At 48.4% G+C, this 26109-nt stretch carries 24 protein-coding genes; 3 read left to right on the forward strand and 21 right to left on the reverse strand.

Translation table 11 applies throughout. The features are described from left to right. Window positions 1-16: 16 nt before the first annotated feature. Both AOQ57_RS04780 and AOQ57_RS04785 read right to left on the reverse strand, forming a co-directional pair. Window positions 17-421 carry a hypothetical protein gene (locus tag AOQ57_RS04780; RefSeq protein ID WP_093625708.1) on the reverse strand — a complete coding sequence of 135 codons (405 nt, stop codon included), beginning with the start codon at window positions 419-421 and terminating at the stop codon, window positions 17-19. A 14-nt stretch (window positions 422-435) separates the two neighbouring features. Then, complete coding sequence (locus tag AOQ57_RS04785; RefSeq protein ID WP_093625710.1) at window positions 436-849, reverse strand: DUF948 domain-containing protein; 414 nt, start codon at window positions 847-849, stop codon at window positions 436-438. 129 nt (window positions 850-978) lie between these two features. Here AOQ57_RS04785 and AOQ57_RS04790 point away from each other — a divergent pair, with 129 nt between their 5' ends. Then, window positions 979-1854: a mechanosensitive ion channel family protein gene (locus AOQ57_RS04790; protein WP_093625712.1), complete on the forward strand. Its 876-nt coding sequence runs from the start codon at window positions 979-981 to the stop codon at window positions 1852-1854. Window positions 1855-1952: 98 nt separating this feature from the next. Here AOQ57_RS04790 and AOQ57_RS04795 read toward each other — a convergent pair whose 3' ends face one another. The 3 genes from AOQ57_RS04795 to murI are packed head-to-tail and all read right to left on the reverse strand — an operon-like array spanning window position 1953 to window position 3866. Then, a complete protein-coding gene (locus AOQ57_RS04795; protein ID WP_093625714.1) occupies window positions 1953-2465 on the reverse strand; it encodes a metallophosphoesterase in 513 nt (170 codons plus the stop codon). Continuing rightward, window positions 2465-3058: an XTP/dITP diphosphatase gene (locus AOQ57_RS04800; protein ID WP_093625716.1), complete on the reverse strand. Its 594-nt coding sequence runs from the start codon at window positions 3056-3058 to the stop codon at window positions 2465-2467. The genes AOQ57_RS04795 and AOQ57_RS04800 overlap by 1 nt, the downstream gene beginning before the upstream one ends. A 1-nt stretch (window position 3059) precedes the next feature. Continuing rightward, a complete protein-coding gene (gene murI / locus AOQ57_RS04805; protein ID WP_093625718.1) occupies window positions 3060-3866 on the reverse strand; it encodes a glutamate racemase in 807 nt (268 codons plus the stop codon). A 157-nt stretch (window positions 3867-4023) separates the two neighbouring features. On the opposite strand from murI, the gene AOQ57_RS04810 reads away from it, so the two are divergent. Beyond that, a complete protein-coding gene (locus AOQ57_RS04810; RefSeq protein ID WP_093625720.1) occupies window positions 4024-4581 on the forward strand; it encodes a YslB family protein in 558 nt (185 codons plus the stop codon). A 28-nt stretch (window positions 4582-4609) separates the two neighbouring features. On the opposite strand, the gene AOQ57_RS04815 is transcribed toward AOQ57_RS04810, so the two are convergent. The 3 genes from AOQ57_RS04815 to AOQ57_RS04825 form a co-directional block, all read right to left on the reverse strand. Further along, on the reverse strand, window positions 4610-5869 hold the full coding sequence (locus AOQ57_RS04815) for a chloride channel protein (RefSeq protein WP_093625722.1): 1260 nt from the start codon (window positions 5867-5869) through the stop codon (window positions 4610-4612). A gap of 243 nt (window positions 5870-6112) precedes the next feature. Then, window positions 6113-8488, reverse strand: a complete 2376-nt coding sequence (locus AOQ57_RS04820) for an endonuclease MutS2 (protein WP_093625724.1) — start codon at window positions 8486-8488, stop codon at window positions 6113-6115. 18 nt (window positions 8489-8506) lie between these two features. Then, window positions 8507-9034: a CvpA family protein gene (locus AOQ57_RS04825; protein ID WP_093625727.1), complete on the reverse strand. Its 528-nt coding sequence runs from the start codon at window positions 9032-9034 to the stop codon at window positions 8507-8509. Between the two features lie 88 nt (window positions 9035-9122). On the opposite strand from AOQ57_RS04825, the gene rnhC reads away from it, so the two are divergent. After that, entirely contained in the window at window positions 9123-10034 is a 912-nt protein-coding gene (gene rnhC, locus AOQ57_RS04830; protein WP_093625729.1) for a ribonuclease HIII, read from the forward strand. A 38-nt stretch (window positions 10035-10072) separates the two neighbouring features. On the opposite strand, the gene AOQ57_RS04835 is transcribed toward rnhC, so the two are convergent. The 13 genes from AOQ57_RS04835 to rny all read right to left on the reverse strand — a co-directional run bounded on the left by AOQ57_RS04835 (window position 10073) and on the right by rny (window position 25952). Next, window positions 10073-10378: a DUF1292 domain-containing protein gene (locus AOQ57_RS04835; protein WP_093625731.1), complete on the reverse strand. Its 306-nt coding sequence runs from the start codon at window positions 10376-10378 to the stop codon at window positions 10073-10075. A gap of 11 nt (window positions 10379-10389) precedes the next feature. After that, window positions 10390-10827, reverse strand: coding sequence for a Holliday junction resolvase RuvX (gene ruvX / locus AOQ57_RS04840; RefSeq protein ID WP_093625733.1), 438 nt, complete (start codon window positions 10825-10827; stop codon window positions 10390-10392). Further along, complete coding sequence (locus tag AOQ57_RS04845; protein WP_093625735.1) at window positions 10827-11090, reverse strand: IreB family regulatory phosphoprotein; 264 nt, start codon at window positions 11088-11090, stop codon at window positions 10827-10829. The genes ruvX and AOQ57_RS04845 overlap by 1 nt, the downstream gene beginning before the upstream one ends. A 192-nt stretch (window positions 11091-11282) precedes the next feature. Continuing rightward, window positions 11283-13928 (reverse strand): alanine--tRNA ligase, encoded by a 2646-nt coding sequence (gene alaS / locus AOQ57_RS04850; protein ID WP_093625737.1) that lies wholly within the window; start codon window positions 13926-13928, stop codon window positions 11283-11285. Window positions 13929-14179: 251 nt separating this feature from the next. Then, entirely contained in the window at window positions 14180-15562 is a 1383-nt protein-coding gene (locus AOQ57_RS04855) for a DEAD/DEAH box helicase (RefSeq protein WP_093625740.1), read from the reverse strand. Next, window positions 15562-16521: a DHH family phosphoesterase gene (locus tag AOQ57_RS04860; RefSeq protein ID WP_093625742.1), complete on the reverse strand. Its 960-nt coding sequence runs from the start codon at window positions 16519-16521 to the stop codon at window positions 15562-15564. The genes AOQ57_RS04855 and AOQ57_RS04860 overlap by 1 nt, the downstream gene beginning before the upstream one ends. A 107-nt stretch (window positions 16522-16628) precedes the next feature. Next, complete coding sequence (yajC, locus tag AOQ57_RS04865; RefSeq protein WP_093625883.1) at window positions 16629-17009, reverse strand: preprotein translocase subunit YajC; 381 nt, start codon at window positions 17007-17009, stop codon at window positions 16629-16631. 82 nt (window positions 17010-17091) lie between these two features. Further along, complete coding sequence (locus AOQ57_RS04870) at window positions 17092-18039, reverse strand: tRNA guanosine transglycosylase family protein (RefSeq protein WP_235789008.1); 948 nt, start codon at window positions 18037-18039, stop codon at window positions 17092-17094. Window position 18040: 1 nt separating this feature from the next. Further along, window positions 18041-19060 carry a Holliday junction branch migration DNA helicase RuvB gene (gene ruvB / locus AOQ57_RS04875; protein ID WP_093625744.1) on the reverse strand — a complete coding sequence of 340 codons (1020 nt, stop codon included), beginning with the start codon at window positions 19058-19060 and terminating at the stop codon, window positions 18041-18043. Between the two features lie 10 nt (window positions 19061-19070). Then, on the reverse strand, window positions 19071-19673 hold the full coding sequence (gene ruvA / locus AOQ57_RS04880) for a Holliday junction branch migration protein RuvA (RefSeq protein WP_093625746.1): 603 nt from the start codon (window positions 19671-19673) through the stop codon (window positions 19071-19073). Window positions 19674-19724: 51 nt separating this feature from the next. Beyond that, entirely contained in the window at window positions 19725-21668 is a 1944-nt protein-coding gene (mutL, locus tag AOQ57_RS04885) for a DNA mismatch repair endonuclease MutL (RefSeq protein WP_093625748.1), read from the reverse strand. 16 nt (window positions 21669-21684) lie between these two features. Continuing rightward, a complete protein-coding gene (mutS, locus tag AOQ57_RS04890) occupies window positions 21685-24300 on the reverse strand; it encodes a DNA mismatch repair protein MutS (protein WP_093625750.1) in 2616 nt (871 codons plus the stop codon). Between the two features lie 92 nt (window positions 24301-24392). Continuing rightward, on the reverse strand, window positions 24393-25952 hold the full coding sequence (rny, locus tag AOQ57_RS04895; protein ID WP_093625752.1) for a ribonuclease Y: 1560 nt from the start codon (window positions 25950-25952) through the stop codon (window positions 24393-24395). Between the last annotated feature and the right edge of the window lie 157 nt (window positions 25953-26109).

The raw sequence follows: 26109 nt of genomic DNA on the forward strand, positions 1-26109 counted from the left end.
ATCATCCCTTGTTTTGTTATTCAGCGTCTTCAGTCGTCTTCTTTGCATCCTTGGTTTGATCAATCACGATGTCTTCTTCAGGTGCTGCCTGGTGCGCCTGGGCCAAAGTTTGGCGAAGCTGTTCAGTTTGAGCATCGAAGTTATCATTGGTGAAGTGATCGCCAACCTTATTTACTTGGTCTTTTAAGGTATCCTTAACCATATCAAATTTATTGCTGGCGGTGTCTTGATAGTCACCAACCCTGCTGTCAACAACATCCAGGGCTAACAGAGAGTATTCCGTCAAGTGGTCCACGAGATCTAAAAAATGCCCCTGAACACTCTGACTAAGAGCCCGTCGTTTATCTTCACCCAGTGCCTTATAAGCAGTAACAGCAACAAGGCTACCTAATGCTAACCCCGTTACAAACTTCTTCGACATATTCTTTATTCCCCCTACTTATTCTTAGTACGCTTAAAAACCCGACTAACAACACTCATTGCCATCATCTGAGCCGCCGACTTCATGAAACCATTGTGACGCTTTTCCCGCCGGCTTGCCAAATTTTCAACCAGATTCCGGGAGGCTTGGTTGGCATCTGAAACACTCTGACCTACGTCAGCAATTGCCTGAACGGCTGGATCAACTTGAACTGCCTTTTTATTGATATCTTCTAAAAGGGTGTTGCTATTTTTTAAAATCTCTTCTAATTCCCCACTTAAGGTATCAACATCCTTAGTGAGTTGTTCCACGCTTTTGATCGCATCTTGAATTGCTGCGACCACCTTTACCAAAAACCAGCCGATAAAAATTACTAAAACGACTAACGCTAAGGCTGCAACTAACCCCGCAAGTTGTCCAACAGTCATAGTGAAACCTCCTTTATTTAGCTTTAAGGATAGCATTATTAAGTATCGACCGCAAATTGATTTGCCGGAGATCCCTCTGGATTGTTATCATAAGGAACAACGGTAATTTCAGAATAAAGGGACGATTTCATGATACTTTCTGCAACAGCATCGCTGACCAATCAGGCCAATCAGATTAGCCGCTACTTTACCACCCTCAATTGGGATGCGATTATTAAGAACCTTGGTGACCGAGTTCTTTCCATTCTCCTGGCTTTTGTGATCTTTTTGGGGATTCTGTGGGCCGGTCGGCTAATTATTGACGCTGCCTTTCATCAAAGTCGGCGGATTCAACTCCTCGGTGGAACTCATCGGGCAGCCACCTTCCACGCCCTAACCCTTAATATTTTTCGCTACACTTGCTACTTCTTCTTACTATACGCCATCTTGTCTTTAATCGGGGTTCCAGTCGGGACCCTTTTAGCAGGGGCTGGAATCTTTTCGATCGCCCTGGGGCTTGGGGCCCAGGGCTTTGTCGCCGACGTTGTAAACGGTTTTTTCATTCTCTTGGAACAACAAATTGATGTAGGCGATGTAGTTAAAATTGGCACAACCAAGGGAACGGTCTCCGCAATCGGCCTACGAACCACCCAGGTTCTCTCTTCCGATGGAACGTTAACCTTCATTCAGAATCGGAATATCACGATGGTCCAAAATTTTTCTCGTCACAACCTGACGGCCAACGTTGACATTCAAATTCTTCCTACTACTCCCTTAGATAAGTTAGAGAAGGTCATTGAACACTTAGGCCCCCAGCTAGTTGAAAGAATTGACGGTCTAGTTGAAAAGCCAACCATCACCGGACCAACCACCGATGCAATGGGACGCCTTGTCTTTCGGATTGTCATCACCGCACGCTCCGGTAGCCAGGGAAGCGTGGCTGCCACCTGTTTAGCAGCCTACTTAAAGGAACTCAATCAGGCAAATATTCCCTTACAAAATGATTGGGGACACCCCGGTCATTAAACCATAATGGCGGATTCTATAAGCGCCATTACTTTCCTGTTAAACTAATAAAAGGCGGCCCTACATTGAAGGCCGCCTTTTATTAGTTAATTCAATTTTTAACGCTTGAAACGCTTATCAAGCCCCACGCAGACGAGGTCCCGGTTGTAATAGCGAACAATGAAGCTGGTCGGGGTTGTTTCAACGGTTGCAAAGGTTCCACCCAGGTAGTCATACTCCCCTCGGGGCTGACTGATTGACCCCGGGTTCACGAGTAAAATCCCATCCACCACCTGACAGGCCAGCTGATGAGTGTGCCCGTAGGCAACTACTGAGGCACCCAGCTCCTCAGCCGCTAACTTAAGCTTCAGCAGGCCATGATTAACCTGATAGAGGTGACCATGAGTAACGAAAACTCGTTCCCCATCCACTACTTGGTTAACGATCCGCGGGAATGGATCCCAGTCGGTATTACCAACCACAACCTGATAGCCGATAAGGGCTGGGTCATCAGGACTTAAGTTTGAATCTCCGCAGTGAAACATAGCGTTTACTTGGCCTTCAAAAGCTTTCTTGACCTTGATCAGGATATCCGCATCCCCGTGATTGTCACTGATAAATAGTGCTTTCATTATGCTTCCCACCATTCTTCAAAGTTTATCATTAACTCTTTTAACGCCCGTCCCCGGTGGCTAATGGCGTTCTTTTGTTCATCCGTCAAATTCCCCATTGCCTCGCCCAATTCATCAACAAAGAAGAGCGGGTCGTAACCAAAACCGTGCGTTCCAGTTAGTTTGCGCAGAATATGTCCGTTAACGTGGCCATTAGCAACTACTTTTGCCCCATTTGGCTTTAACCCGATAATTGTGGTATAGAAATGGGCGGTGCGCTTTTCGTCTGGAATACCCGCCAGATTCTCTAATAACTTTTGGTTATTGGCAAAGTCATCATGGTCACCTGCGTATCGAGCCGAGTGAATCCCCGGCTCCCCATTTAAAGCATCAACCATTAAACCTGAATCATCGGCAATCACCGGTAGATTCAAGGCCGCCACCGTTGCCTCTGCCTTTTTAAGGGCGTTTTCTTCGAAACTTTGCCCATCCTCGGTAATCTCAATCGGGGCAAAATCTGCTAATGTCTTAACTTCAATCCCCTTTAAAGCCATCATTTCCTGAAATTCCCGGGCCTTACCAGGGTTTTTAGTTGCAATAACTAAAGTTGACACGTTAATCCCCCTCTTTAATTTCTGCGATTTCTAACCTAAACTTACCAGATAATAACCATTTATTAACCCCTGCCTGTAGGTCAGCCAGATTCCCCGTCGAATACAGATAGTACTGGGGGTGAACATGGTTACCAAGGGACTGGTGATCTTCTAGCCACTTTTTCGCTGTTGCCACCGTTTCCTTGGCTGGATCAACAAGGGTAACCGTCTTACCCAGCGTTCGGCTGATTTCTGGGGCTAAAAACGGAAAGTGCGTACAGCCCATAATCAAGGTCTTGATCGGCTGATCCTTAAAGGGAGCCAACTGTTCATCTACAACCTCTTGAGCTGTACTTGTGCCGGTTTGGCCACGCTCAACAACCTTAACCATCGGCTGGGTTGCCTGAGTAATTACTGGAGTTCCGGGGGCTAAGTTCTCAATCGCCGCTGGGTAGGCACCAGAGTTGATGGTCGCCGTCGTTGCAATCACGCCAATTGCTCCCTTCTTATCTTGAACAAGGGCCGCCCGAGCCCCAGGTTCGATAACACCAATCACGGGAACTGGCAACTTATCTTGGAGGGCTGGTAGCGCAGCTGCCGTGGCTGTATTACAAGCAATGATCATCATCTTAACATCATTTCTTTGTAAAAAGGAGCCGATCGAAAGTGCCAAGCCGCGAACCTCTGCTGGATCCTTAGTACCATATGGGAAATGACCCTGATCACCAACGAAGATCACCTCTTCATTGGGTAACTCTTGCTGGATGACTCGGACAACCGAAAGGCCTCCCAATCCTGAATCCATCACTCCAATTGGGCGATTATCCATTTATCTTCACCCTTTCTATTCTTCAACAACTTAAAACCTTATTTTCGCCCAAATTAAAGTGCTTTGCAATCCTCACCCTAAATTTTTCTTAAGTCTCCCGCCGTGATCATGATTTCCGGTATAATAAAATGGATTGCTAAAGAAGGAAGTTTAAAAAATGACTCAAACACGTTACGATCACTTAATTAATAGCCACCGAGGTCTGGGTCCCGCTACCCTCCGTGACGTCATTCTCCCCGCTCTTTTAGGGAAGGAAACGGAGGGAATCCTTTACTGGATCGGTAAGGACCTCGCCCGTGAATATCCCGTCGCCGACTTAGACGAACTGGTTGCCCTGACCGCCCAGTTAGGGATGGGCGATCTCACCTTAAAAAAGGCCACAGCAACCCAGCAATTTTGGGAACTAGGGGGGCCAATTGTTGATGAACGACTAGCCCTAGACAAGGAAACCACTTCCTTTAGCCTGGAAGCTGGGTTTTTGGCGCAGGAAATTGAATTCCAACTTTGTACGGTCACTGAAGCCGATCTCCAAGAACGTGGCCACCACTCAGTCACCTTCCTGGTTCAAAATGATCCTAAGGACGCGGCTGATTCGGAACGAACCGAATTGGTCGAGTTTATCCACCCGGTTATGCCAACAACCACTGAAGAGGCCCCCAAAAAGCGCGGGTTTTTCAGACGTAAGAAGAAAAAAAAGCAACGTTCACTTAAATAATAAAAGCTCCCAGTACTGGGAGCTTTTATTATTTAGAATTGGTTAACCACTTATTAACGGCAATTGATATCCCTGCTGAAAGAGCCAGCATTAAGAAAGAACCACTGGCCAGGTGACAAACCTCAAGTAACATAAACAAGGCCATTAAAGGTGCCGTTTGCGAAGAAGCCAAAAAGGCCACCGCCCCAACGATGGCAAATTGGGCGAAGGGAATTCCTGGTACAAACATGCTATAGACCATCCCAAACAGCACTCCCAAGGACGCTCCAATCGAAATTGACGGGGTTAAGACACCCCCGTAGCCACCGAAGCGAATTGTCATTAGGGTGACAACCGGTTTGGCGACTAGGCCAAAGAACAAGGCAACAATGGCCAAGCGGGTCGGCATAGTTGTTGACATGGCCAGTTGGGCGAGGCCGCGCCCATTTCCCATGATCTGGGGGTAGATGGCAGCTACCGCTCCGGTCACCACCCCGACAATGGGAAAGGTCACTAAAATCTTTGCCGTGTGAGGACGCCTGGCACTGCAGGCCTTGATTGCTAGACCAAACAAGTAGCCCAGTCCTCCCATCAATGGGGCAACAATGATGACATAGGGTAGGAGGCGTAGCGATAACTCGCGGGCAGAAACTAAGTAGTAAGGACCGTAGCCCTTTACCTGGCCTCCAATTATCGTTGCAATTGAGGACATCGTCAAGGAAACAGCGATCGCTCGGGGGGTAATCTTTTTATACAAGAGCTCCATACAAAAGAATGCTCCCGTAATTGGGGCGATATAGACCCCGGCAAAGCCGGCTCCGGCAGCGGCAGCGATTAAGAGACGCTTATCTTCTTCACTTAGAGCCAGGGCGCCATGACGACCTGTAATTTCTTCCCACTTCTGGGCAAAGGCTGCCCCCGCTTCCCGTGGTGCTAATTCACGGCCGATCGACCCTCCCGTTCCCACAAAGAATATCTGAGTTAACACGTGCATGAGGGTGTGAGTAAGCGGTATCCGCTCACCAGCGACTGCTTTTTTCAATCCCACCGGGCGGTAACTCTTTTTTTGTAGCAGATACCAGGCGCCACCAGCAATAATAGCCCCCAAAAAGACCGATAGTCCCCGATGTAAGGCACTAGCTTCTAAGTTAACTGGCATCCGGTTAGTTTCTTGGAAGCCTAAAAATAAGCGCTCAACATAGTCCAGAAAGAGACTCAAGCTAGCCGAACTAGCCCCCGTAATCCCCCCAATGACGATAGTAGCGACAATCATGGACCGATTCTTTTCTAATTCTTGTCGGAGTTGCATCCGTCATTCCTCATTTCACCAAAATTCATACTTTCCTAGTTAACCGCGCTTTATGACAAAATACAAGCCTCGTGAAACTTTCTTAAGTATAAAAGAAGGGCAACTCATCACGTCCTTAAAAGAACGTGTTTCCTTGCTCGCTTTCAAAAAGGGAGGCTGCAACGGTTCGTCACAACCTCCCTTATCCCCGTTTGAATAAAAAAGCATGAATACACACTCTTTTTTATTTGGAGCTTATTAAATCTAGAAGTAAACAATCGTTGCGCCATCGCCCCCATTATTTGGACTAGCGTATTCAAAATTCTTAACTCGGGGGTTACTTTGCAAATACTGCTGGGTCCCCTTCCGCAGCGCCCCGGTTCCCTTCCCATGAATAATGGTTACTGACGGAAGGTTATTTAACAGAGCATGATCGATGAAGGAGGCCAGTTCGCTCATTGCCTCTTCGTAACGGTGTCCCCGCAAGTCGAGACGGGCACTGGTCTGACGAGTCTGAATTGTCCGGACTGCCATTTTTCGTGGCTGACCCTGCTGTTTCTCCTGTTGTTTGGCCTGTTTTGCCGAGATCTTCTCTAAGTCGGCCTCATCAATGGCCATTTTCAAAATTCCCAGTTGGACTTCCCACTTGTGGTTGCCCCGTTTGTTTAATAAAACTCCTTGCTGGCCGTATGACTTAACGTTAACGTGATCCCCAGCCTTAAGTTGGTGTTTTTGTTTGGCGCGACGCAAGACACTATTATTACTTAAACGTGGATTATCCTTGTGGAGGGCATTTAAAGCTCCCTGAGCATCAATTAGCTGATTCTCCTTAATTGCTGACCCCTGAATTTCCAGCTGGCGGAGGTGGTGAATGATCTGGTTGGCCTTTTTCTTAGCCTGGGCGACCTCGTGGTTTGCCTCCGAGCGAGCCCGCTCAAGTAGCTTATCCCGTTGCTCGTTGAAACGGTCCAGCTTAGCATCTAAGTTCTCTTTGGTAGCTGTGTTTTGCTCAACCAGTTCTTCTAGGCGTTCGTTTTCTTCTCGGGCCCGCTTACGCTGCTCAACCAGGTCACCAATCATCTTATTAAGGTCCTGACTGTCATCGGAAACTAAGGAGGAGGCTTCCTCAATTACTGCCTGGCTAATTCCTAACCGCCTAGCAATCGCAATCCCGTTAGACTGTCCCGGCACCCCTAACAAAAGGCGGTAAGTCGGCTTTAAAGTCTCCTGATCAAATTCCATCGAGGCGTTAATTGTCTTAGCACGGTCATAGCCGTAAACCTTAAGCTCCGGATAGTGCGTGGTCACAACCACTTCACTTCCAACTGCTCCAATTTGATCAAGAATTGCCATCGCCAGGGCGGCCCCTTCTTTAGGGTCAGTCCCAGCCCCAAGTTCGTCAAGTAAGACTAGCGAACGATCGGTGATCTGCTCTAGGATCCGCTTAACGTTTTCCATATGCCCCGAGAAAGTAGATAAGTTTTGTTCCAGGGACTGTTCATCACCGATATCGGCAAAAACATTATCAAAGATAGCAACCGATGAATTCTCACTGGCCGGGATGAACATCCCTGACTGGGCCATCAGTTGAATCAAGCCGAGGGTCTTTAAGGTAATTGTTTTCCCACCGGTGTTAGGCCCCGTAATCACAATGGCTTGGTAAGCCTTACCCAGAGTGATATCGTTTGCCACTACCCTTGCCGGGTCAATTAATGGATGACGAGCCTTACGTAGGTTTACCTCTCCATTTTGATTTAAGACTGGGACACTAGCCTTCATCGCTTCAGCAAGCTTAGCCTTAGCGTTGATCAGATCCAAGTGGCCAAGTAGATTGGCATTCTTGGCAATATCATTTCGGTAGGGGCGAACTAAGTTAGACAACTCAATTAAAACCTTACGTACCTCTTGGCGTTCCTCAATTTGAGCTTGGCGTAAACGGTTGTTTAATTCCACTACGCTTCTCGGCTCAATATACAGGGTCTGCCCGGAAGCCGATTGATCATGAACCACCCCACCAAACTGGTTCCGGTAACGGGCTAGAACTGGAACCACGTAGCGATCGTTACGAACGGTGATGATTGGCTCAGACAGCTTCTTAGCCTGCTTTCCCCGGGTGTAGCGTTCCAGCTCATGACGAATCTCCGCTTCAGTTTGAGTGATTAGTTGCCGAACCCCGTGGAGCTTAGTAGAAGCCTCATCGGTCACTCGCCCATCCGGATCGATTGAGCGAGCTAGGCGTCGGGTGACTTCTGGAATCGTTACCAACGAGATCACCAGGTTATCAATTGTCCGCAAACGAATCTTCTTTTCTTCTAAACCATCGAAGAAATTTTGGACCGCCATGCTGGTCCTAAGTACATTAGTGATTTGGGCTAACTCGGTTCCATTCAGGCTGGCCTGAACCTTCAGGCGTTTTAATTGGGGCGACACATCAGTTAGCTGCGGAAGGGGGATCCCCCCCACCAGACGTAAAAGGTCCGCCCCGTCTTCAGTCTCTTCAATCCAGTGGTGAATGATTGTATAGTCAGACTGGGGAACTAACTTCGCTAGTTCCAGACGGCCGGTTGCTGAAACCACGTACTGTCCCAGCTGTCCCTTCACCCGGTCATATTCTAGTGTTTCTAAGATTTTATGGTTCATTGTCAATTGTTCCTCTCCTTACATAACCCATGAAATGACCACCTTAGCCATTCCAGGGGTTTGATTGATGATCCACTGAGCAAGTCCTGAGTCCGCCAGCTGACTTTGCCACCATGCAACTGGAAGGAGCTGAAAAATGAATAAAAAGACAAAAATGATTAGGTAACCCAAGAGACAATCTAACGCTCCACCTGCCCACCCGTTGACCGTCCCAACCACCGGTACCCGGCGAAGCCAGTTGAACCGGTGCAAGAGCCAACGTGACAAGAAAGTAATTCCCCAAAAGATCAGCATGAAGCTAACCCCACTGTAGAAGAACTCACTAGTACTTGTTGTTAACAAGCTAGTTACAGTAGACTTTGAACTATCATTAATAGTGGGTAAAAATCCTGCAATGGCAGGTCCAACAAATTTGGCCCCCAACCGCGCCATTACCCACGCTAAAAAATAAGCCACCGTCGAAATAACCAGGCCAATTAGTCCCATTCGCCGACCGTGGATCCAGCATCCCATTAGAATGATGATAATGATTGCAGTAAGGATCATGTGTTCCACTCCTAAAATTTCACTGACTATTTTAGCATTTACGCCCTAGATTTGCTATTGTAGGGATTGTAACAGAAAGGTGGTTCCTATGAACATAGTGATTAAAGTCGACAACGCGACTTTTACCAAGATGAAGGTAACTTATCAGGCCCCAGGCCACTTACCAGCCGGGGCAGCTTTTTTAGCCAAGGCCAAGGGGGTAACCATAACTGGATATGAAAAGAGTCATAAGGTGATGTTTCAAGGTCCCTTAGCCAAGCAGGAAGCTGCTCGCTGGCAAGATCCCAATGATAACCAGGAACAAGACACTGCTCCGCAAATTTCCGGCCTTCCAGCCGGGTTTGCTAATTGGTCGGTTCTGGGGTCTGATGAGGTTGGCGTCGGGTCTTATTTTGGCCCACTAACTACCGCCGCTGTCTATGTCTGTAGCGACCGGGTTGCCACCCTTAAAAGTTGGGGCGTTGCTGATTCAAAAAAAATTACCGATCCGGAGATTATTCGTCTGGCTAAAAAGATTCTCGCTAGCTGTCCAACCGAGGTTTTAAACCTCCAGCCCGCTGACTACAACGCCCGGATCAAAAAATATAACCAGGCCCAGCTCAAGGCCCTGTGTCATAATTACGTTCTCGGCCAGGTGCTAAAACAGATTGCCCCGGAACAACCACAAGCAATCCTCATCGACCAATTCGTCAGCGAGCAGACCTACTTCAACTACCTAAAAGGTCAGCCAGTGATTATCAGCCACGGGGTCCACTTTAAAACCAAGGGTGAACAGGCTCATGTGGCCGTAGCGGCTGCCTCCATCGTGGCCCGTTATTACTCACTGTTGACTATGAATCAACTCTCTGAGCAAGCTGGGATCACCTTACCAATTGGGGCCGGCCACGCTGTCGACCTGGTAGCTGCTAAGCTCATCAAAAAAGGCGTTGACCTTAACCAGTATGCCAAGCTCCACTTTGCCAATACTAAAAAAGCCACCCAACTTGCTGAGCATAATTAAACGGGGAGAGAAGCACCCGCTTCTCCCCCCGTTTTTAATTAAGCCGTAAAATTACCGTCGTCATCAATAAAGGTGTTTAACACCTCTTGGACCATTTCCCATTCGGCATCATTTTCGATCGGCATTAATTGTAATTCATCATCGTCGGAAGCCGGTTCTTCAAAGGCGAAGGCTTGAATTCCAACTTCTTCATCGTTTTCTTCATCCAACGGGTACAAGCAAATGTACCACTTTCCAGTTTCCGGAGATTGAAAACGCATTGCTTCTTTAAAGAGCTCTTCGTTTCCCTTTTCATCAACTAAGGTGAAAATTTCACCCTCGTCACGTGGCGTTTGGTCACTCATGACATTTCCTCCTATAACTCGGCGGTCAACTTACCGTGCCGGTCCAAGTAGTTTTGTAAAATTAAGGTAGCTGCTAATTCGTCAATCACCCTTTTTTGTTTACGCCGGGATACGTCAGCCTCTTCGACCAACATCCGGTGGGCCTGAACGGTGGTCAGACGCTCGTCTTGAAAATCCACGGGTAGACCAAACCGTTCTTTTAAAAGCTCACCATAACGGCGTGACGCTTCAACCCGGGGCCCCTCTGTATTGTTCATGTTTTTAGGGAGACCCAAGACAAAGCCAGCCACCTGGCGTTGTTTAACTAGTTCGGCAACCCGCTCTAAGCCAAAGACCTCTTCATCTTCGTTAATTGGAATAATTTCAACCGCCTGGGCCGTCCAACCAAGAGGATCACTTTCGGCAACCCCCACTGTTTTAGAACCCACGTCTAAACCTAACAGGCGCATTATTTTACGTCCCCACTATTCTTTAGGTAGGAACGAACTAACTCTTCGATAATTTCATCGCGTTCGTGTTGCCGAATTAGATTCCGGGCGTTATTTAGGCGTGGAATATAGGCAGGGTCACCAGACAACAGGTAACCTACGATCTGATTGATTGGATTGTAGCCCTTTTCTTCCAGGGCGTCATAAACCGTCTTAAGGGTCTCTTTGACGTTTTTTTCGTGTAACTTATCAAAGCTAAAAAACATCGTTTCATCAGTTGCCATTACGGTCACCTCCATCAAATGTACCAGTGTTAATTGTACTATATCCCCCTTCAAAAGTACAACTTAGCGAACTAACGGTAATTTGAAGGATCCTAAAACAAATGGAGTCCCGCAGTTCGTTTTACCAAACTACTGGGCTCCATCGTTAATAGTATTATCTTTTTAGGTGCGCCACGCACCCTTCCCATTTATCTACTCATTCATGAACTGGCTTGCCAACTTCAGTGCTTCACCAATCCCAGCCGGGTTCTTTCCACCGGCTTGGGCCATCGTTGGGCGGCCACCCCCGCCCCCGTTAATTGCTGGAGCAATCGCCTTAATCAAGTCACCAGCCTTGACGGTCTTTGCTAAGTCGTCCTTGACTGCGACCAAAAGGTTAGCCTTTTCACCAGCCGTCGTTGCCAAAACAAGGACGTCGGAGTAGTCTTTTTGGCGCCAGTTATCCGCCATTTGACGCAGCTGGTCCATTCCAGCCACGTTAACTTCGGCTGCAATCAAGGAACCCTTAGCGGTCTTTTCAACCTTAGTGAAAACATCACCGGCCTGTTGGGAGGCTAACTTAGCTTGCAGAGCCTCATTTTGTTTGTTGGCTTCCTTAAGTTGATCTTGAACTTCACCAACACGGTGAACAATTTCTTTGACCTGAGCGACCTTGAGATCAGCCGCCACTTGGTCTAGGATGTCGACACGTTGTTGCATGAATGCAAAGGCATCACTCGAGGTAACGGCTTCGATCCGCCGAACCCCAGCGCCAACTCCTCCTTCAGAGACAATCTTAAACAAACCTAATTCATTGGTGTTCTTAACGTGGTCCCCACCACAGAACTCGGTGTTAAAGTCGCCAATCTTAACAACCCGCACCTTGTCACCATACTTATCAGAGAAGAGGGCAATGGCCCCCATTTCCTTGGCGGAATCAATATCAGTTTCAACCGTGGTAACTGGAATTTCCTTCCAGATCTGTTCATTAACTAAGTCTTCGACCTTCTTAAGATCCTCTTTGGTAACCTGACCAAAGTGGTTAAAGTCAAAGCGTAGGTAGTGAGCTTCAACCAAAGAACCAGCCTGTTGAGTATGACCACCTAAGATGTTACGTAAAGCTTGGTCCAACAGATGAGTAGCGGTATGGTTCTTTTCAATCTTGATGTGGCGGGCCTTGTCAACCACCAGTTTGTACCGAGCTCCCTTCTTGATTGGAGCATTCAATTCAAGGGTATGGAGGTTTTGTTGGTGTGGAGCGTGTTGAACGTCCTTAACGGTTGCAACCACCTTGCCATAATTATCGATGACCTGACCGCTGTCAGCAACTTGCCCCCCCATTTCAGCGTAGAACGGAGTCCGATCAAAGATAACGTCAACATGTTGACCTGGTTGAGCCTGATCAGCTTGCTTACCATCAGCAGCCAGTCCGATCACCTTCGCATTGTCGACTACCAGTTCGGTGTAGCCAACATAGGTGCTTTCTTCGGTGAAGTTAGTCCAAAGATCGCTTTGAACTCCCATCCCATTGTCCATATCGCGAGCGTTCCGGGCCCGATTTTGTTGTTCGGTCATGGCCGCTTCAAAGCCCTGTTCATCAATACTCAGGCCTTCATCCGCTGCATATTCACGGGTTAGTTCAACCGGGAAGCCGTAGGTATCATAGAGCTTGAAGGCTGTTTTACCATCGATTTGCTTACTGTCAGTCTGCTTAGCCTCTTCAATCACGCTGTTTAGCAAGTTTAACCCACCGTTTAAAGTGGCGGAGAAGCGGTCTTCTTCAGAAGCAATCACCGAAGCAATATAGTCAGCGTTTTCCAAGACTTCCGGGTAGTAATCCTTCATGATTTCCCCAACCGTTGGGACCATCTTAGCCAGGAATGGTTCATCGATGCCTAGCTTCTTACCAGCCACTACCGACCGCCGTAGTAAGCGTCGGATTACGTAGCCCCGTCCAACGTTGGATGGTAAGGCCCCGTCACCAATAGCGAAAGTGATAGAGCGAATGTGATCGGCAATAATCTTAAACTGAACGTCGTCAGACGCGTCTTGACCATACTTCTTATTGGCAAAACTTTCTACCTGCTTGATCAACGGCATAAAGAGGTCGGTTTCAAAGTTAGTCTTGGCATTTTCAAAGATCGAAACGATCCGTTCTAACCCCATCCCGGTATCGATGTTCTTGTTAGGTAATGGTTCGTAAGTGTCTTCTGGAGTGTGATTGAACTGAGAAAAGACAATGTTCCAGATTTCAAGGTAGCGTTCGTTTTCGCCTCCTGGGTATGATTCTGGGTCGTCTTCGGACAGATTATTCATCTCCTGACCTCGATCATAAAAGACTTCCGTGTCCGGACCAGACGGACCCTGTCCAATATCCCAGAAGTTATCCTGATCGGCTAGTAAATGATCTTCTTTAACCCCAGCGTCCAACCAGAATTGGTGGGCGTCATTATCCTTTGGATAGTAGGTAATGTAAAGGCGCTCTGGGTCAAAGCCAAACCAGTCGTCACCAGTAAGCAATTCCCAAGCCCAGGTGATGGCTTCCTTTTTAAAGTAGTCACCAACTGAGAAGTTCCCCATCATTTCGAACATAGTATGGTGACGAGCGGTCTTCCCAACATTCTCAATGTCGTTGGTCCGGATGCTTTTTTGTGATGAGGTCATCCGCGGGTTATCGGGAACGATCTTACCATCAAAGTAGTTCTTCATCGTTGCCACCCCGGAATTGATCCACAGTAAGGTTGGGTCGTTAACCGGCACCAAGGAGCGTGAAGGCATCTCAGTGTGACCGTGTTGGACAAAGAAGTCCAAATACATCCGCCGAATCTGAGCGGAGTTTAATTTCTTGAGCTCTTTCATTACAATTCCTTTCTAAAAGCAAAAATCCACCCTTGCTGACAGAGACGCCGGTTGACGCGGTACCACTCTGTTTGCAACGATGGATTCGTTTGCCACTTTTAATCCCCCGTGGGGGTTGATAACTAAATTATGCTCCGGGGAGCAACACGGTTGGGTTCGTCATGCTTTTCAGCTACCAGCACGTTTCTAAAAGTTCCCCCAACGGGTCATATCCCAGACGTTTTTCATTATAACCAAGGGTGTCGTTAAAATCAACGCCCATTCTGTTGTCGTGCCCGCTCCGCACGGTGCTGCTTTTGCCGTGCCCGTTTGGCCTTACGCATTTCATGACGCTGCGCCTGCTTGAACTTCTGGCGCTCATCCTCTTTAATCCGCTGCTTGATCCGTCGTTTGTAACCAGGCTTTACCTTCTTCTTAGTTTTCTTTACAAAGCCCTTCACGGTCGGATCTAAGGCCGTCTTTTTACGTCGGTGGGTCTTCCGCCGGTTCCGGTCGTATGTTGTAACAATCCGGCCCCCCTTAAGATCCTTTGGAATAAAGGTAATCCCGCGTTCTTCTAGTTTTTCAATTAAGGCGTCCTCTGCGGGGGCATACAAAGTAATGGCAATCCCAGCCATATTAGCCCGCCCTGTCCGGCCAACTCGGTGAACGAAGTACTCGAGGTCACTTGGAATGTCATCGTTTAAGACTAGGGATACCCCTTCAAGATCAATCCCCCGGGCTGCTAAATCTGTAGCCACGATGAACTGGTAATCCATATTCCGGATCTGGCGCATCGTACGCTTGCGGACCCGCGGTTCCAATCCACCGTGGATTAAGGCGACCTTTAAGCCGTGCTCCTGCAAATAATTAGCCAGCTCGGTTGCTCGTTCCCGAGTGTTGGCGAAGACCAGGGCCAGGTACGGATTACCCAACGTAAGCAACCGGTAGACCATATCGTTTTTATCGTGTCCCTTGGTCGACATTAACCAGTTTTCCACGTTCGGGTTGATCACCGTTTCAGTAGGGATTTCTTCAATAACCGGATTTTCAAGGTACTTCTTCAAAAATGGTCGTAACCCCTGAGGAATCGTTGCCGAAAAGACCATCATCTGTAACTTCTCAGGGAAACGGGCCGCAATTTGATCGATGGTTTCTAAAAAGCCCATGTCTAGTGTCATGTCGGCCTCGTCAATTACAAATTTAGTTGCCGTGTGGATATCCAGGGCTTGGGACTTAATCAAGTCTAAGATCCGTCCCGGCGTTCCAATAACCAGTTGCGGCTGACGCCGGCTCAGCTGGTCAACTTGGTGTTCCTTGTCGGTTCCGCCCACGTAGTTATGAATTGTAAAGGGAGTTGGAGCAAAACGGTTTAACTGTTTTGCGGCCGCATAAATTTGATAGGCCAGTTCCCGAGACGGAGTCGTAACTACGGCTTGGACCGCTTGGTCATCACTGTTAAGTTGGCTAAAAATTGGGAGCAGGAAGGCGTGGGTCTTTCCACTCCCGGTCCGAGATTGGCCGACTACGCTCTTTCCATTTAGGATTAACGGGATTACCCGGGCTTGGACGGTTGTCGGCCGTTCAAAGTGAAGGTCCTTTAAGGCCGGCGTTAAAAAATCGGCCAGGTGAAGGTCCGCAAATGTTTCAAGCATTACTGTTCTCCTTTTTGGTACTGGGCAACTAAGTCGTCCAGTTCCTTCATAATCTGTTTCATCTCTTCTTTATTAGCAACCCGTGCTCCGGAGGCCAGCGGATGTCCCCCTCCGTTGTAGTGCTTTGCAAGCTCGTTAATCACCGGGCCCTTAGAGCGTAAGCGAACACGGAAACCACCATCATCTTGCTGGACAAAGATTGCCCAGGCTAAGACATCCTTAATCCGGCCCGGTAAGGAAACCACGGCTGAAGTACCTGCTTCCGTTAGGCCAAACCGTTTCAAAACTGTATCGGTCAGTATAACATTAGCGGCTCCATTATCCGTGATCGTTAGATTTTCGTAGACGTAAGCTGACAGGCGGGCCAATGGTAAGGTAATCTCATTTTCACGCTGGGAAATAGCCGCAGCATCAGCCCCAGCAGCCATTAAAGCCCCCGCCACCAGCATCGTCTTGGGCGTTGTAGCAGGATACAAGAAGCGTCCCGTATCACCGATAATTCCGGCGTACAAGGCCGTAGCGGCCTTCTTAGTCATCACCAGTTCTTTTGCAAAGTGCTGATAAAAGCCATAGATCAATTCCGAACTAGAACTGGCTTGATCATCAACCCACATGATGTCACCGTAAGGTTCATCGTTGGGGTGGTGATCAATTTTAATTAGTTCATCACCGTTGTTGAACCGCCGGTCATCAATTCGTGGTGCGTTGGCTGTGTCGGTTACAATTACAAGTGCCCCGTCGTAGTCACTGCTATCAACTTCATCCATCGTACCAATCCAGCTAAAACTTGGAATTTCCTTACCAACCACAGCAATCTCCTTATAAGGGAAGGAGGCCTTTAAAATCGAGGCTAGTCCAATCTGGGAGCCAATTGCATCTGGATCCGGGCGTTGGTGCCGGTGAATGATGATTCGGTTGTACTTTTTAATCTGTTCTAAGATCGCATCTAATTCTGCCATCGTTATGTTCCTTTCCGTCCGAATTAAGTTAACCGTTTTTAAGTATAACAGTTTTTGCACGCGAAAAGAAAAGTTCCGTAGGCCAAGTGGCCCCGGAACTGATCACATTACTTTTCGTCTTGATCGCTTGGCTTTTCTTCATCAGCAGTCTTTTCTTCCGGCGCCGTGCTCGTTGCCTCTTCCTTAGCCGGTGTCTCTGCTGATGTAGTAGACTCAGCCGTAACAGGAGACGTCGTTGACCGATTAACCCTTGCCACTGCTGATAAATCAAAGGTTAAGTAAATCCCTTCGCAGTCAATCGTCACCGTCTTTTCGGCCGTATTAACTTCGTGGACCAAGCCATGAAGGCGACCGATCGTTACTACTGCGTCGCCCGGCTTCAATTGATTAACCATTTCCTGGTGTTCTTTACGTTGTCGTTGCTGTGGTCGAATCATGAAGAAGTACAAGAAGACGATCATCAGTACGATTAAAATGATACTCGACATGTTAGCGTTCAAAAGAATTCATCCCTTCTGGTGTTAATCTTAGTAATATTTTAACTATACCAAACTTTAACTTAAATACCAGTTAATTTATCATTTCCTCCTGCTTTTGAGTGAAGTAGTTGACAAAGGTTGTTAAATTAGCCTGAGTTAAAAGCCGCGTTGCCAGCCCGACATGGCGCTTATTTAAATAGGCCCAGTTGCTAGCGGTTAGACCTAGCTGGTCATTTTTTTCAACCGGCTCGTCGCTCAAGTCTGCTTGCAAACGCCGGTTATGCCGGGTCAAGGTAAGGGGAAGATCGGAAATGATCAATTGTATGCCGGCCTCAATGGCAACTTTAATCCGGAAGGACGTTCTTGCTTCAACCATTACCGTACTGTTTTGGGGTAGTAGTTGGATGGTCATCGCCAAGCTCCTTTGCCATTCCTCATCTTCAATGTCCTGTTCAAAGCCGCCAAGGTAAAAATTAGTGATCTTTTGTGCTGTCAATTGGGCGACACTTAACTCCCGGGCAGCCTTTAAGCCCCCGCCCTGCACTACTCCCCAGCCGGTTGGGGTCTGTTTCCCCCATGCGGTATTAACCTCCACAGCCCGCATAATGTCATCTACTGGGGCGTAGTGATCAGGAGCCTGGCTTAATGGGAGGGCCAGTTGGGCATGGGCACTTTCCAGCCAGGTTTGGTAGTTAGTGCCATCAACCGTTTTCTTTGCCCCACCACGGGGAAGCTGGTAATGTACCCCTACCCGTTCACTATTCTTTTTAACCTTAGCAAGTGGCTTACCAAAGCCTGGTAAGGCTAGGATTTCCCCCTCCCAGTTAAGCCAACCATTGAGCCCCCCGGTAGTACTTAACGCATCCGGACTTAGCTCTGCCATTGAAGAGGCCATGGGGAATGCTAGGATCCGTACCCCACACTGATACATTTCCCGTGCGGTTAACGGGTCGGTGGTTAAAAGAGGAAGCTTCAAGATCGGCATAGGAACCCTAATCGGGCAGTGACTAACCGGTGCCATGTTGGTTTGTTTTTTCATCCTAATTTTCCTCACGATCAAACGGGATTCCCAAGTGGCGGTAAGCTGCCGGCGTTACAATCCGTCCCCGGGGGGTCCGGGATAAGAAGCCAATCTGTAAAAGGTAGGGCTCATACATTTCCTCAATCGTATTGACCTCTTCACCAATATTGGCCGCAATGGTCCGTATCCCTACTGGCCCCCCATGGTAGTGATCAATCATCGTGGTCAACATCTTACGATCGATTTCGTCGAGCCCCTGGTTGTCAACAGCTAACAGGTCTAAAGCTCGATCAACCGTGACTGGATCGATTGCTCCTTTCCCCCCAACCTGGGCAAAATCACGGACCCGTTTCAAAAGTCGGTTAGCAATCCGGGGAGTCCCTCGGGAACGCAAAGCTAATTCGTGAGCCCCTGCTTCTTCAATTTTGGTATTAAAAATGGCTGCCGAACGGTCAATAATTTGGCTCAATTCGTCCGTCGTGTAGTAATCCATCCGGGCAACAATTCCAAACCGATCCCGAAGTGGGGCGGCTAGCTGACCGGCCCGCGTCGTTGCTCCAATTAAGGTAAAGGGCGGCAACGGAAAGTGAACTGGATGAGCGGTCGGCCCTTCTCCCACCACAATATCGATGTAAAAGTCCTCCATGGCCGAGTAAAGCATTTCTTCAACCACCTTGGGAAGCCGGTGAATTTCATCAATAAATAGGACGTCGCCGGGCTTAAGATCATTTAAAAGGGCTACAAGGTCGCCAGGTTTTTCGATGGCCGGACCCGAGGTCGTCTTGATGGCAACCTGCATTTCATTTGCGATTACCATTGCCAGCGTCGTCTTTCCCAGTCCTGGAGGCCCATACAAGAGCACATGATCCAAAGCTTCTTCCCTAGTCTTAGCGGCCTGTATATATACCGCTAATTCATGCTTGATCCGCGCCTGGCCAATATAGGTGACCAACGTTTGGGGCCGCAAGCTGATCTCTTCTCGCCCCTCTTGCTCGTCATTCACCTGTCCAGAGAGAACATCATCGAACTCTTCTTCCATGTAATCCTCCTTACCTACTCAATAGTTTCAGGCCCTGGCTTAGGTAATCATTGGTTGAAAGGTCATCTTCTAGGCCCTCCAACTGTTTTTTTACCTTCTCCACTTGACGGGTGGTATAGCCCAATGACTCCAAGGCCGCCACGGCATCAAGCAGGGCCACCGATGCATCCTTAGGACCTTGGGCGGAAAAGTTGAGAGCATCTCCATCAACCGCGGAGACCACCTTATCCTTTAATTCAATGATAATTCGTGATGCCGTTTTCTTGCCAATCCCTGGGAACTTACTAAGGTACTGGTCATTACCGCTTTGGATGGCATTAATCAGCCCCTGGTGATCTGGCGTAGCTAAGATAGCCAAAGCACTCTTGGGCCCAATCCCAGATACCCCTATCAACTGGGTAAATAGCCGTTTTTCCGCCTGATTGTGAAAGCCAAACAGGGTGATGGCATCTTCCTTAACGGCCTGGTAAACAAAGATCCGTACCGGGGTCTGATTATCTTCTTGGTAGGTGTAAGGATTGGCAACCGCCACTCGATAGCCAACTCCGTTAACATCAACAACAATGAAGTCCGGGGCCACCATTGTGATTAGCCCACTTAAATATTCAAACATCACAGTACCTCGCTTTTTATAATCTTTCCCATTTTAGCACATCTGTTCGCTTTAATCCTCGTGATCATCAAAGTCATCAGCAAACGGCTGGTGCGATTCCTGGATTCGCTTAAAGAGCTTCTCCAAGTCGGTTGTCGAAAAATGGATCGTCACGGGGCGGCCATGAGGACAATTAAAGGGGTTTTCACACTGGGGGAGACGGGCCAAGAGGGCCTTAGCCTGTTGATCCTCTAAGCGATGGTTAGCCTTAATGGCTCGCTTACATGACATCATAATGGCAGCTTTAGCCCGAAAATCCTTCACACTTAGTTGACCGCTTTTTAAGACCCAGTCAATCATTTCCCGAGCGGTAGCTTCCTCTTGGCCCTCAATAAACCAGGTTGGATGCGACGACAGAATGAAGCTGTTTTGCCCAAACGGTTCTAGTAAAATTCCACAACCGGTTAAGATATCCTGGTGATGCTTGATCGCCAGGGCATCGGTTAGTGTGTAGTTTAAGACCAAGGGTGTCAGAAAACTCTGCTGGTCACTGGTAACCTTCCCAATCTCTTCACGATAGTACTCATAGTTAATTCGTTCCTGGGCTGCGTGTTGGTCAATGATGTACAGACCATCAGAAGCCTGGGCTAATAAGTAGGTCCCGTGAAGCTGTCCTAGGTAGGTTAGGTCTGGGAAACGCTCTTCTTTCTCATTGCCACGGTCATCAATATCCAAGCTCCCTTGCTTAACCTTCTCTTCTGGGGCTGCTTTGATGGGTACCAGCTGATCGCCAAAGGGTGGCGCCCCTTCTTCACTCTGGTAGCGTTGATCGAAGGCCTGGACTGCTGGGCTGGCCAGCTCGGCACGGTGACTTACGATAACTGGCTCCCCACTCGTCGGACCGGTTTGCCAAAGTGGCGGAACATCTTCGGCTCGTTCGCTAACCCGTGGCACCTCACTTTTAGGAACCTGGTGTACCTGCTCCCGTGCTAAAAGCTCACCTGCTCGCTCCCCAACATCTGGGATTAGGTTTTGCTTGTCAATTGCCTGGCTAACCGCCTCTTGAAGCAAGGTCGCTAACTGTGGCTCCATACTCAAGCGAACCTCGCGCTTGGCAGGATGGACATTAACGTCAACCAGAATTGGGTCAAGGTTGATGTTAATCACTGCCAGGGGGTAGCGGCCAACCATTAGTTTGGAACGGTACCCGGCCACCAAAGTCTTAGTAAGCTGGTAATTTCTCACGTAGCGGTGGTTGATCATGATCGTCATATACTGGCGTCCTGCCCGTGTTAACTCAGGCAAGGACACCAGTCCCGTTACCGTAAAATTGGGGTCTTCTCCATGAACCTCAATCATCTTACGCCCCACTTCCACCCCATAAATGGCCGCGACAACCTGTTTTAAGTTCCCGTTTCCAGCCGAACGGAAGGCCTCCTTACCATCGTGGGTCAAGGAAAAGGCCACCCCAGGGTTTGCAAGGGCTAAGCGATTAACGATATCGATAATCCGGGCCAGTTCTGTATGTGGCGACTTCAGGTACTTTAACCGGGCTGGTGTATTGAAAAATAGGTCGCTAACTAAGACGTCTGTCCCTGGCCGTGCGCTAGAGGGACCCTGGTCGAGAATTTGCCCTCCCCTAATATGAATCTTGTAGCCAGCTTCCCCACCCGTCGCCGTTTGCAATAATACCGCGGCAACTGAAGCAATACTGGGCAAGGCTTCACCACGAAAGCCCATTGTAGTGACTTTGAAAAGGTCATTTTTGTTAGTAATCTTACTGGTAGCGTGACGTTCAAAGGCTAGAGCCACATCTTCTGCCTCAATCCCCTGCCCATCATCGATGACCCGGATACTTTTCAGTCCTGCTTCTTCAACGATAATATCAATCCGCTTACTATTGGCATCCAAGGAATTTTCTACTAACTCCTTAACGATCGAGGCGGGACGTTCGATTACTTCTCCAGCCGCGATCTGGTTAGCCAAAACACTATCTAATTCGTGAATCTTGCCCATCGTGCTCCCTTCCTCGCTACTTTAGACTCTGTTGCCACTTGAAAACCTGATTCATTACATCCATCGGGGTCATACTCATTAGGTCGAGGTTCTTAACCTGGTGGGCAATCTTATCCGCCTTTGAACTTTGATTGCCTTGCGGTTTCGTAGCAAAGAGCTCTAGTTGTCCATTATCCTCTTGTAGTAGGGGCGCTGGCTCCTTTTCCTTAACTGGTATAACTGGTTTCTTTTCTTGGCTAACCGGTTTTGGCTTAACCTCTGCTTGGCCTTCCAAGTCAGTCAGAATTTGGTTAGCCCGCTTCAAAAGTGGGTGTGGCATCCCCGCTAATTTGGCCACGTGGATCCCGTAAGACTTATCAGCTGGTCCTGGCGTCACTTTGTGTAAGAACACTAACTCCCCATTTTCTTCAGTTGCTCCAACGTGAACATTTTTAAGCTGGTCTAGCTCAGCATCCAAGGCCGTCAGCTCGTGGTAGTGAGTTGAAAACAGCGTCTTGGCCCCAACCCGGTTATGAACAAACTCAATGATTGCTTGAGCCAGCGCCATTCCATCGTAGGTAGCCGTCCCCCGCCCGATTTCGTCAAAGAGGATTAGACTATCTTTGGTGGCGTTTTGTAAGGCGTTATTAGCCTCCATCATTTCAACCATGAAGGTCGACTCTCCAGATACCAGGTCATCCGCAGCCCCAATCCGGGTAAAAATCTGGTCAAAGATTGGTAACTGGGCCCGCTGGGCAGGTACGAAGCAACCCATTTGCGCCATCACCGCCGTTAAGGCTAACTGACGCATGTATGTTGATTTCCCAGACATATTTGGCCCGGTGATCAGGAGGATGCTGGTCTGATCACCCATCAAAACGTCATTGGGAACGTACTCCTGGTGGCCCATAAACTTTTCGACAACCGGATGGCGCCCCTTTTCGATCTTTAATCGGTGATCGTGATTAAGTTCAGGGCGAACAAAGTGGTAGTCCTCGGCCACCTTCGCGAAGGCCTGTAAAACATCCAGGCCAGCCAGGTTAGCAGCTAGCTTTTGCAGGCGATCAATTTGTTCCTTAACGGCCTCACGCACCTTAACAAACAGCTCATATTCCAGCGCCGTTGACTTATCCTGTGCCCCTAAAATCAAGGTTTCCTTTTCCTTTAACTCTGGTGTAGCAAATCGTTCAGCATTGACTAAGGTTTGTTTGCGTTCATAACGGTCGGCCGGTAACTTAGCAACGTTAGCCTTGGTTACCTCAATATAGTAGCCAAAGACATGATTGTAGCCAATCTTAAGGTTATTAATCCCTGTTTCTTGCCGTTCTTTTTCCTGGAGTTGGGCGATCCAATGTTTACCATTTTGCATGGCATTACGATACTCATCCAGCTGGTGATTATACCCATCATTAATCACACCACCATCGGTAACTGAAATCGGCGGTTCCGGGGCAATCGCCCGGTCAATCAGGGTTGCCACATCCTCCATTGGATCTAGGGCCTGCTCTAACCCATCAAAAGCCGGTACATCCAATGTTTGCAAGATATACTTAATTTTAGGAACCTGCTGCAGGGAGGTCTTTAACTGAATCAAGTCGCGCCCGTTAATCGAGCCGTAAGCAACCCGTCCAGCCAACCGTTCAAGGTCGTAAACCTTGATCAGCTCTTCCTGAAGGTTTTGGCGCTCAAAGTAGTGGTCAAGTAGCTCTTGAACCCGGTCATAACGGCGTTCAATTTTATCCTGATCCAGAAGAGGGCGGTCCAGCCACTGCTTCAACAGCCGTGATCCCATGGCGGTCTTGGTTTCATCCAACAGCCAAGCTAGGGTGCCCTGTCGCTTGCCCGAACGCAAATTGGTCATCAACTCTAAGTTAACCTTAGAACGGTGATCGATTTTCATAAAAGATGATAATTGATAGGCCACCGCCCGTTGTAGATGAGCCAACGAGCGCTTCTGAGTGGTTAAAAGGTACGACACCAGTAAAGCAACCACTCTTTGTTGCCCCTGGTTAGTCAGGTCCTGGGTTAAGTACGCCACCTCGGCCTGATTTAAGACTTGTAATTGCACCGAACGTAAGATATTTCGTTGAGTAAGCGCTTTATCGAGACTTGGCGCCACTTCCTCCTCGGTCACAACTTCCCGTGTCTGTAGGTTGATCAGTTCGTTTAAAGCTCCAGCCTCGCTATCGACACTTGTAACCTTCAGCTCCCCTGTTGACAGGTCGGTATAAGCCAGGTTGTAGCCACTATCCCCCTTGCTTAGAGCCGTCAGATAGTTATTTTGCTTGGCAGCTTCCCCGCTTAAGTCCATGGTCGTCCCAGGAGTCACCAGGCGGGTCACTTCTCGTTTAACCATTCCCTTGGTCGTCTTAGGGTCTTCCATTTGCTCACAAATGGCGACCTTATAACCCTTATCAATTAAAATATCAATATAATTATCCACCGCCCGGTGGGGGACCCCACACATTGGGATTGGGTTATCTTTGCTCTTGCTCCGTGATGTCAGGGTTAATTCGAGGAGTTGGGCTCCCTTGACGGCATCATCATTGAACATCTCATAAAAATCGCCCAGTCGGTAGAACAAAAAGGCGTCCGGGTACTGATCCTTAACCCGCTGGTACTGTTCCATCATCGGTGTTTGTTTCTTTGCCACAATGCCACCCCTTTAAAATTACTACTCCTATTCTAACATTTTCGCTAAAGGGAAAACAAAAGAGCCGCCAGCTTCGCTGCGACTCTTTTGTCTTACTTTGCGTAATCGACAGCCCGGGTTTCCCGAATAACCGTCACTTTAATGTGTCCTGGGTATTCCAGTTGCTTTTCGATCTCTTGCTTCAAATCATGTGCTAAGGTCACCGCCTGCTTGTCAGATACCTTAGTTGGCTTAACGATCACCCGGATCTCACGACCCGCTTGTATTGCGTATGAATGGTCAACACCCTTATTTTGGTTGGCCAGCTCTTCAAGCTTTTTGAGGCGCTGAATGTATTGCTCCAGAGATTCACTCCGGGCTCCTGGCCGTGCTCCAGAAACCGCATCAGCGGCCTGAACAAGGACGGCGATGATTGATGTTGGGGCAACATCACCGTGGTGAGAGGCAATCGTGTTAATAACAACCTTATTTTCTTTGCACCTACGAGTAATTTCAACCCCGAGTTCAACATGAGAGCCATCTACCTCATGGTCAATGGCCTTACCGATGTCGTGTAAGAGGCCAGCACGTTTAGCTAACGTAACATCTTCACCCAGTTCAGCGGCCATGATACCAGCCAGTTTTGCTACCTCAATCGAGTGCTGTAGCACATTTTGACCGTAGCTAGTCCGGTACTTTAGGCGCCCAATCGTCTTGATCAGATCCGGGTGCATGGTATGCAATCCTAGGTCGAAGACGGTTTGTTCCCCAACCTCACGTAGTTGAGCGTCCATATCCTTACGAGCTCGTTCAACGGCTTCTTCAATCCGAGCCGGATGAATCCGACCGTCTTGAATTAACCGTTTCAAGGCCATCTTGGCAATTTCACGGCGTACGGGATCAAATCCAGATAAGACAACCGCTTCCGGAGTATCGTCAATAATTAAATCGATCCCGGTCAAGGTTTCCAAGGTCCGAATGTTGCGCCCTTCACGTCCGATGATCCGCCCCTTCATATCGTCATTAGGGAGGGTAACCACCGTAACCGTGGTTTCTTGAACCATATCGGCGGCGGAGCGCTGAATAGCCGCCACAATCAGGTCCTTAGCGTTCTTTTCTGCCGTTAACTCGGCCTCTTGCTCACTCTCCCGGATCATTGTTTCCCGTTCACTTTGCAACTCTTCTTTTAGCTGCAAAAGGAGCCGTTCTTTGGCCTCTTCATGTGATAGCTGGGCGACCTTTTCGAGCTCGGCTTGACGTTGCTCGACTAAATCTGCTGCCTGTTGTTGACGCTTTTGAATCTGCTCCGTACGTTGATCTAGCTTCCGTTCCCGGGAGCTGATGGTATTTTCGCGGTTCTCCAGACTGGTATCCTTGCGGTCAAGGGTTGTTTCTCGCTGTAACAGGCGCTCTTCTTGTTTCTGGACCTCACTTCGGCGGTCCTTGAGCTCTTGTTCAACTTTCTCACGATAACGGTGACTTTCTTCTCGGGCCTCTAAGATGGCCTCCTTTTTCGCAGTCGCCGCCTCTTTTTGAGCAGTTGCAATAATCCCCGCGGCGTTATCCTTCGCCTGGGTCAGACGTTGTTCGAAAACAATTTTTCTACCCATATAACCGGCAATTAGACCGACAACAATAGCGACAGCGGCGATTAATAAGCTGATTCCGTTCATCAGTTCACCTTCCTATCAACTATTGACTTGTTGGTTCAAAAGTTTGATTAAGTTTAAGTAATGCAAAAAATTACATACAAAATAATTTTAAGCGCCACACCATAGGGTGTCAATCAACTTCGCCTACATTATGTTTGAACTACTCCCACTTAGCTAA

The organism is Limosilactobacillus gorillae, assembly GCF_001293735.1.
Lineage (GTDB): Bacteria > Bacillota > Bacilli > Lactobacillales > Lactobacillaceae > Limosilactobacillus > Limosilactobacillus gorillae.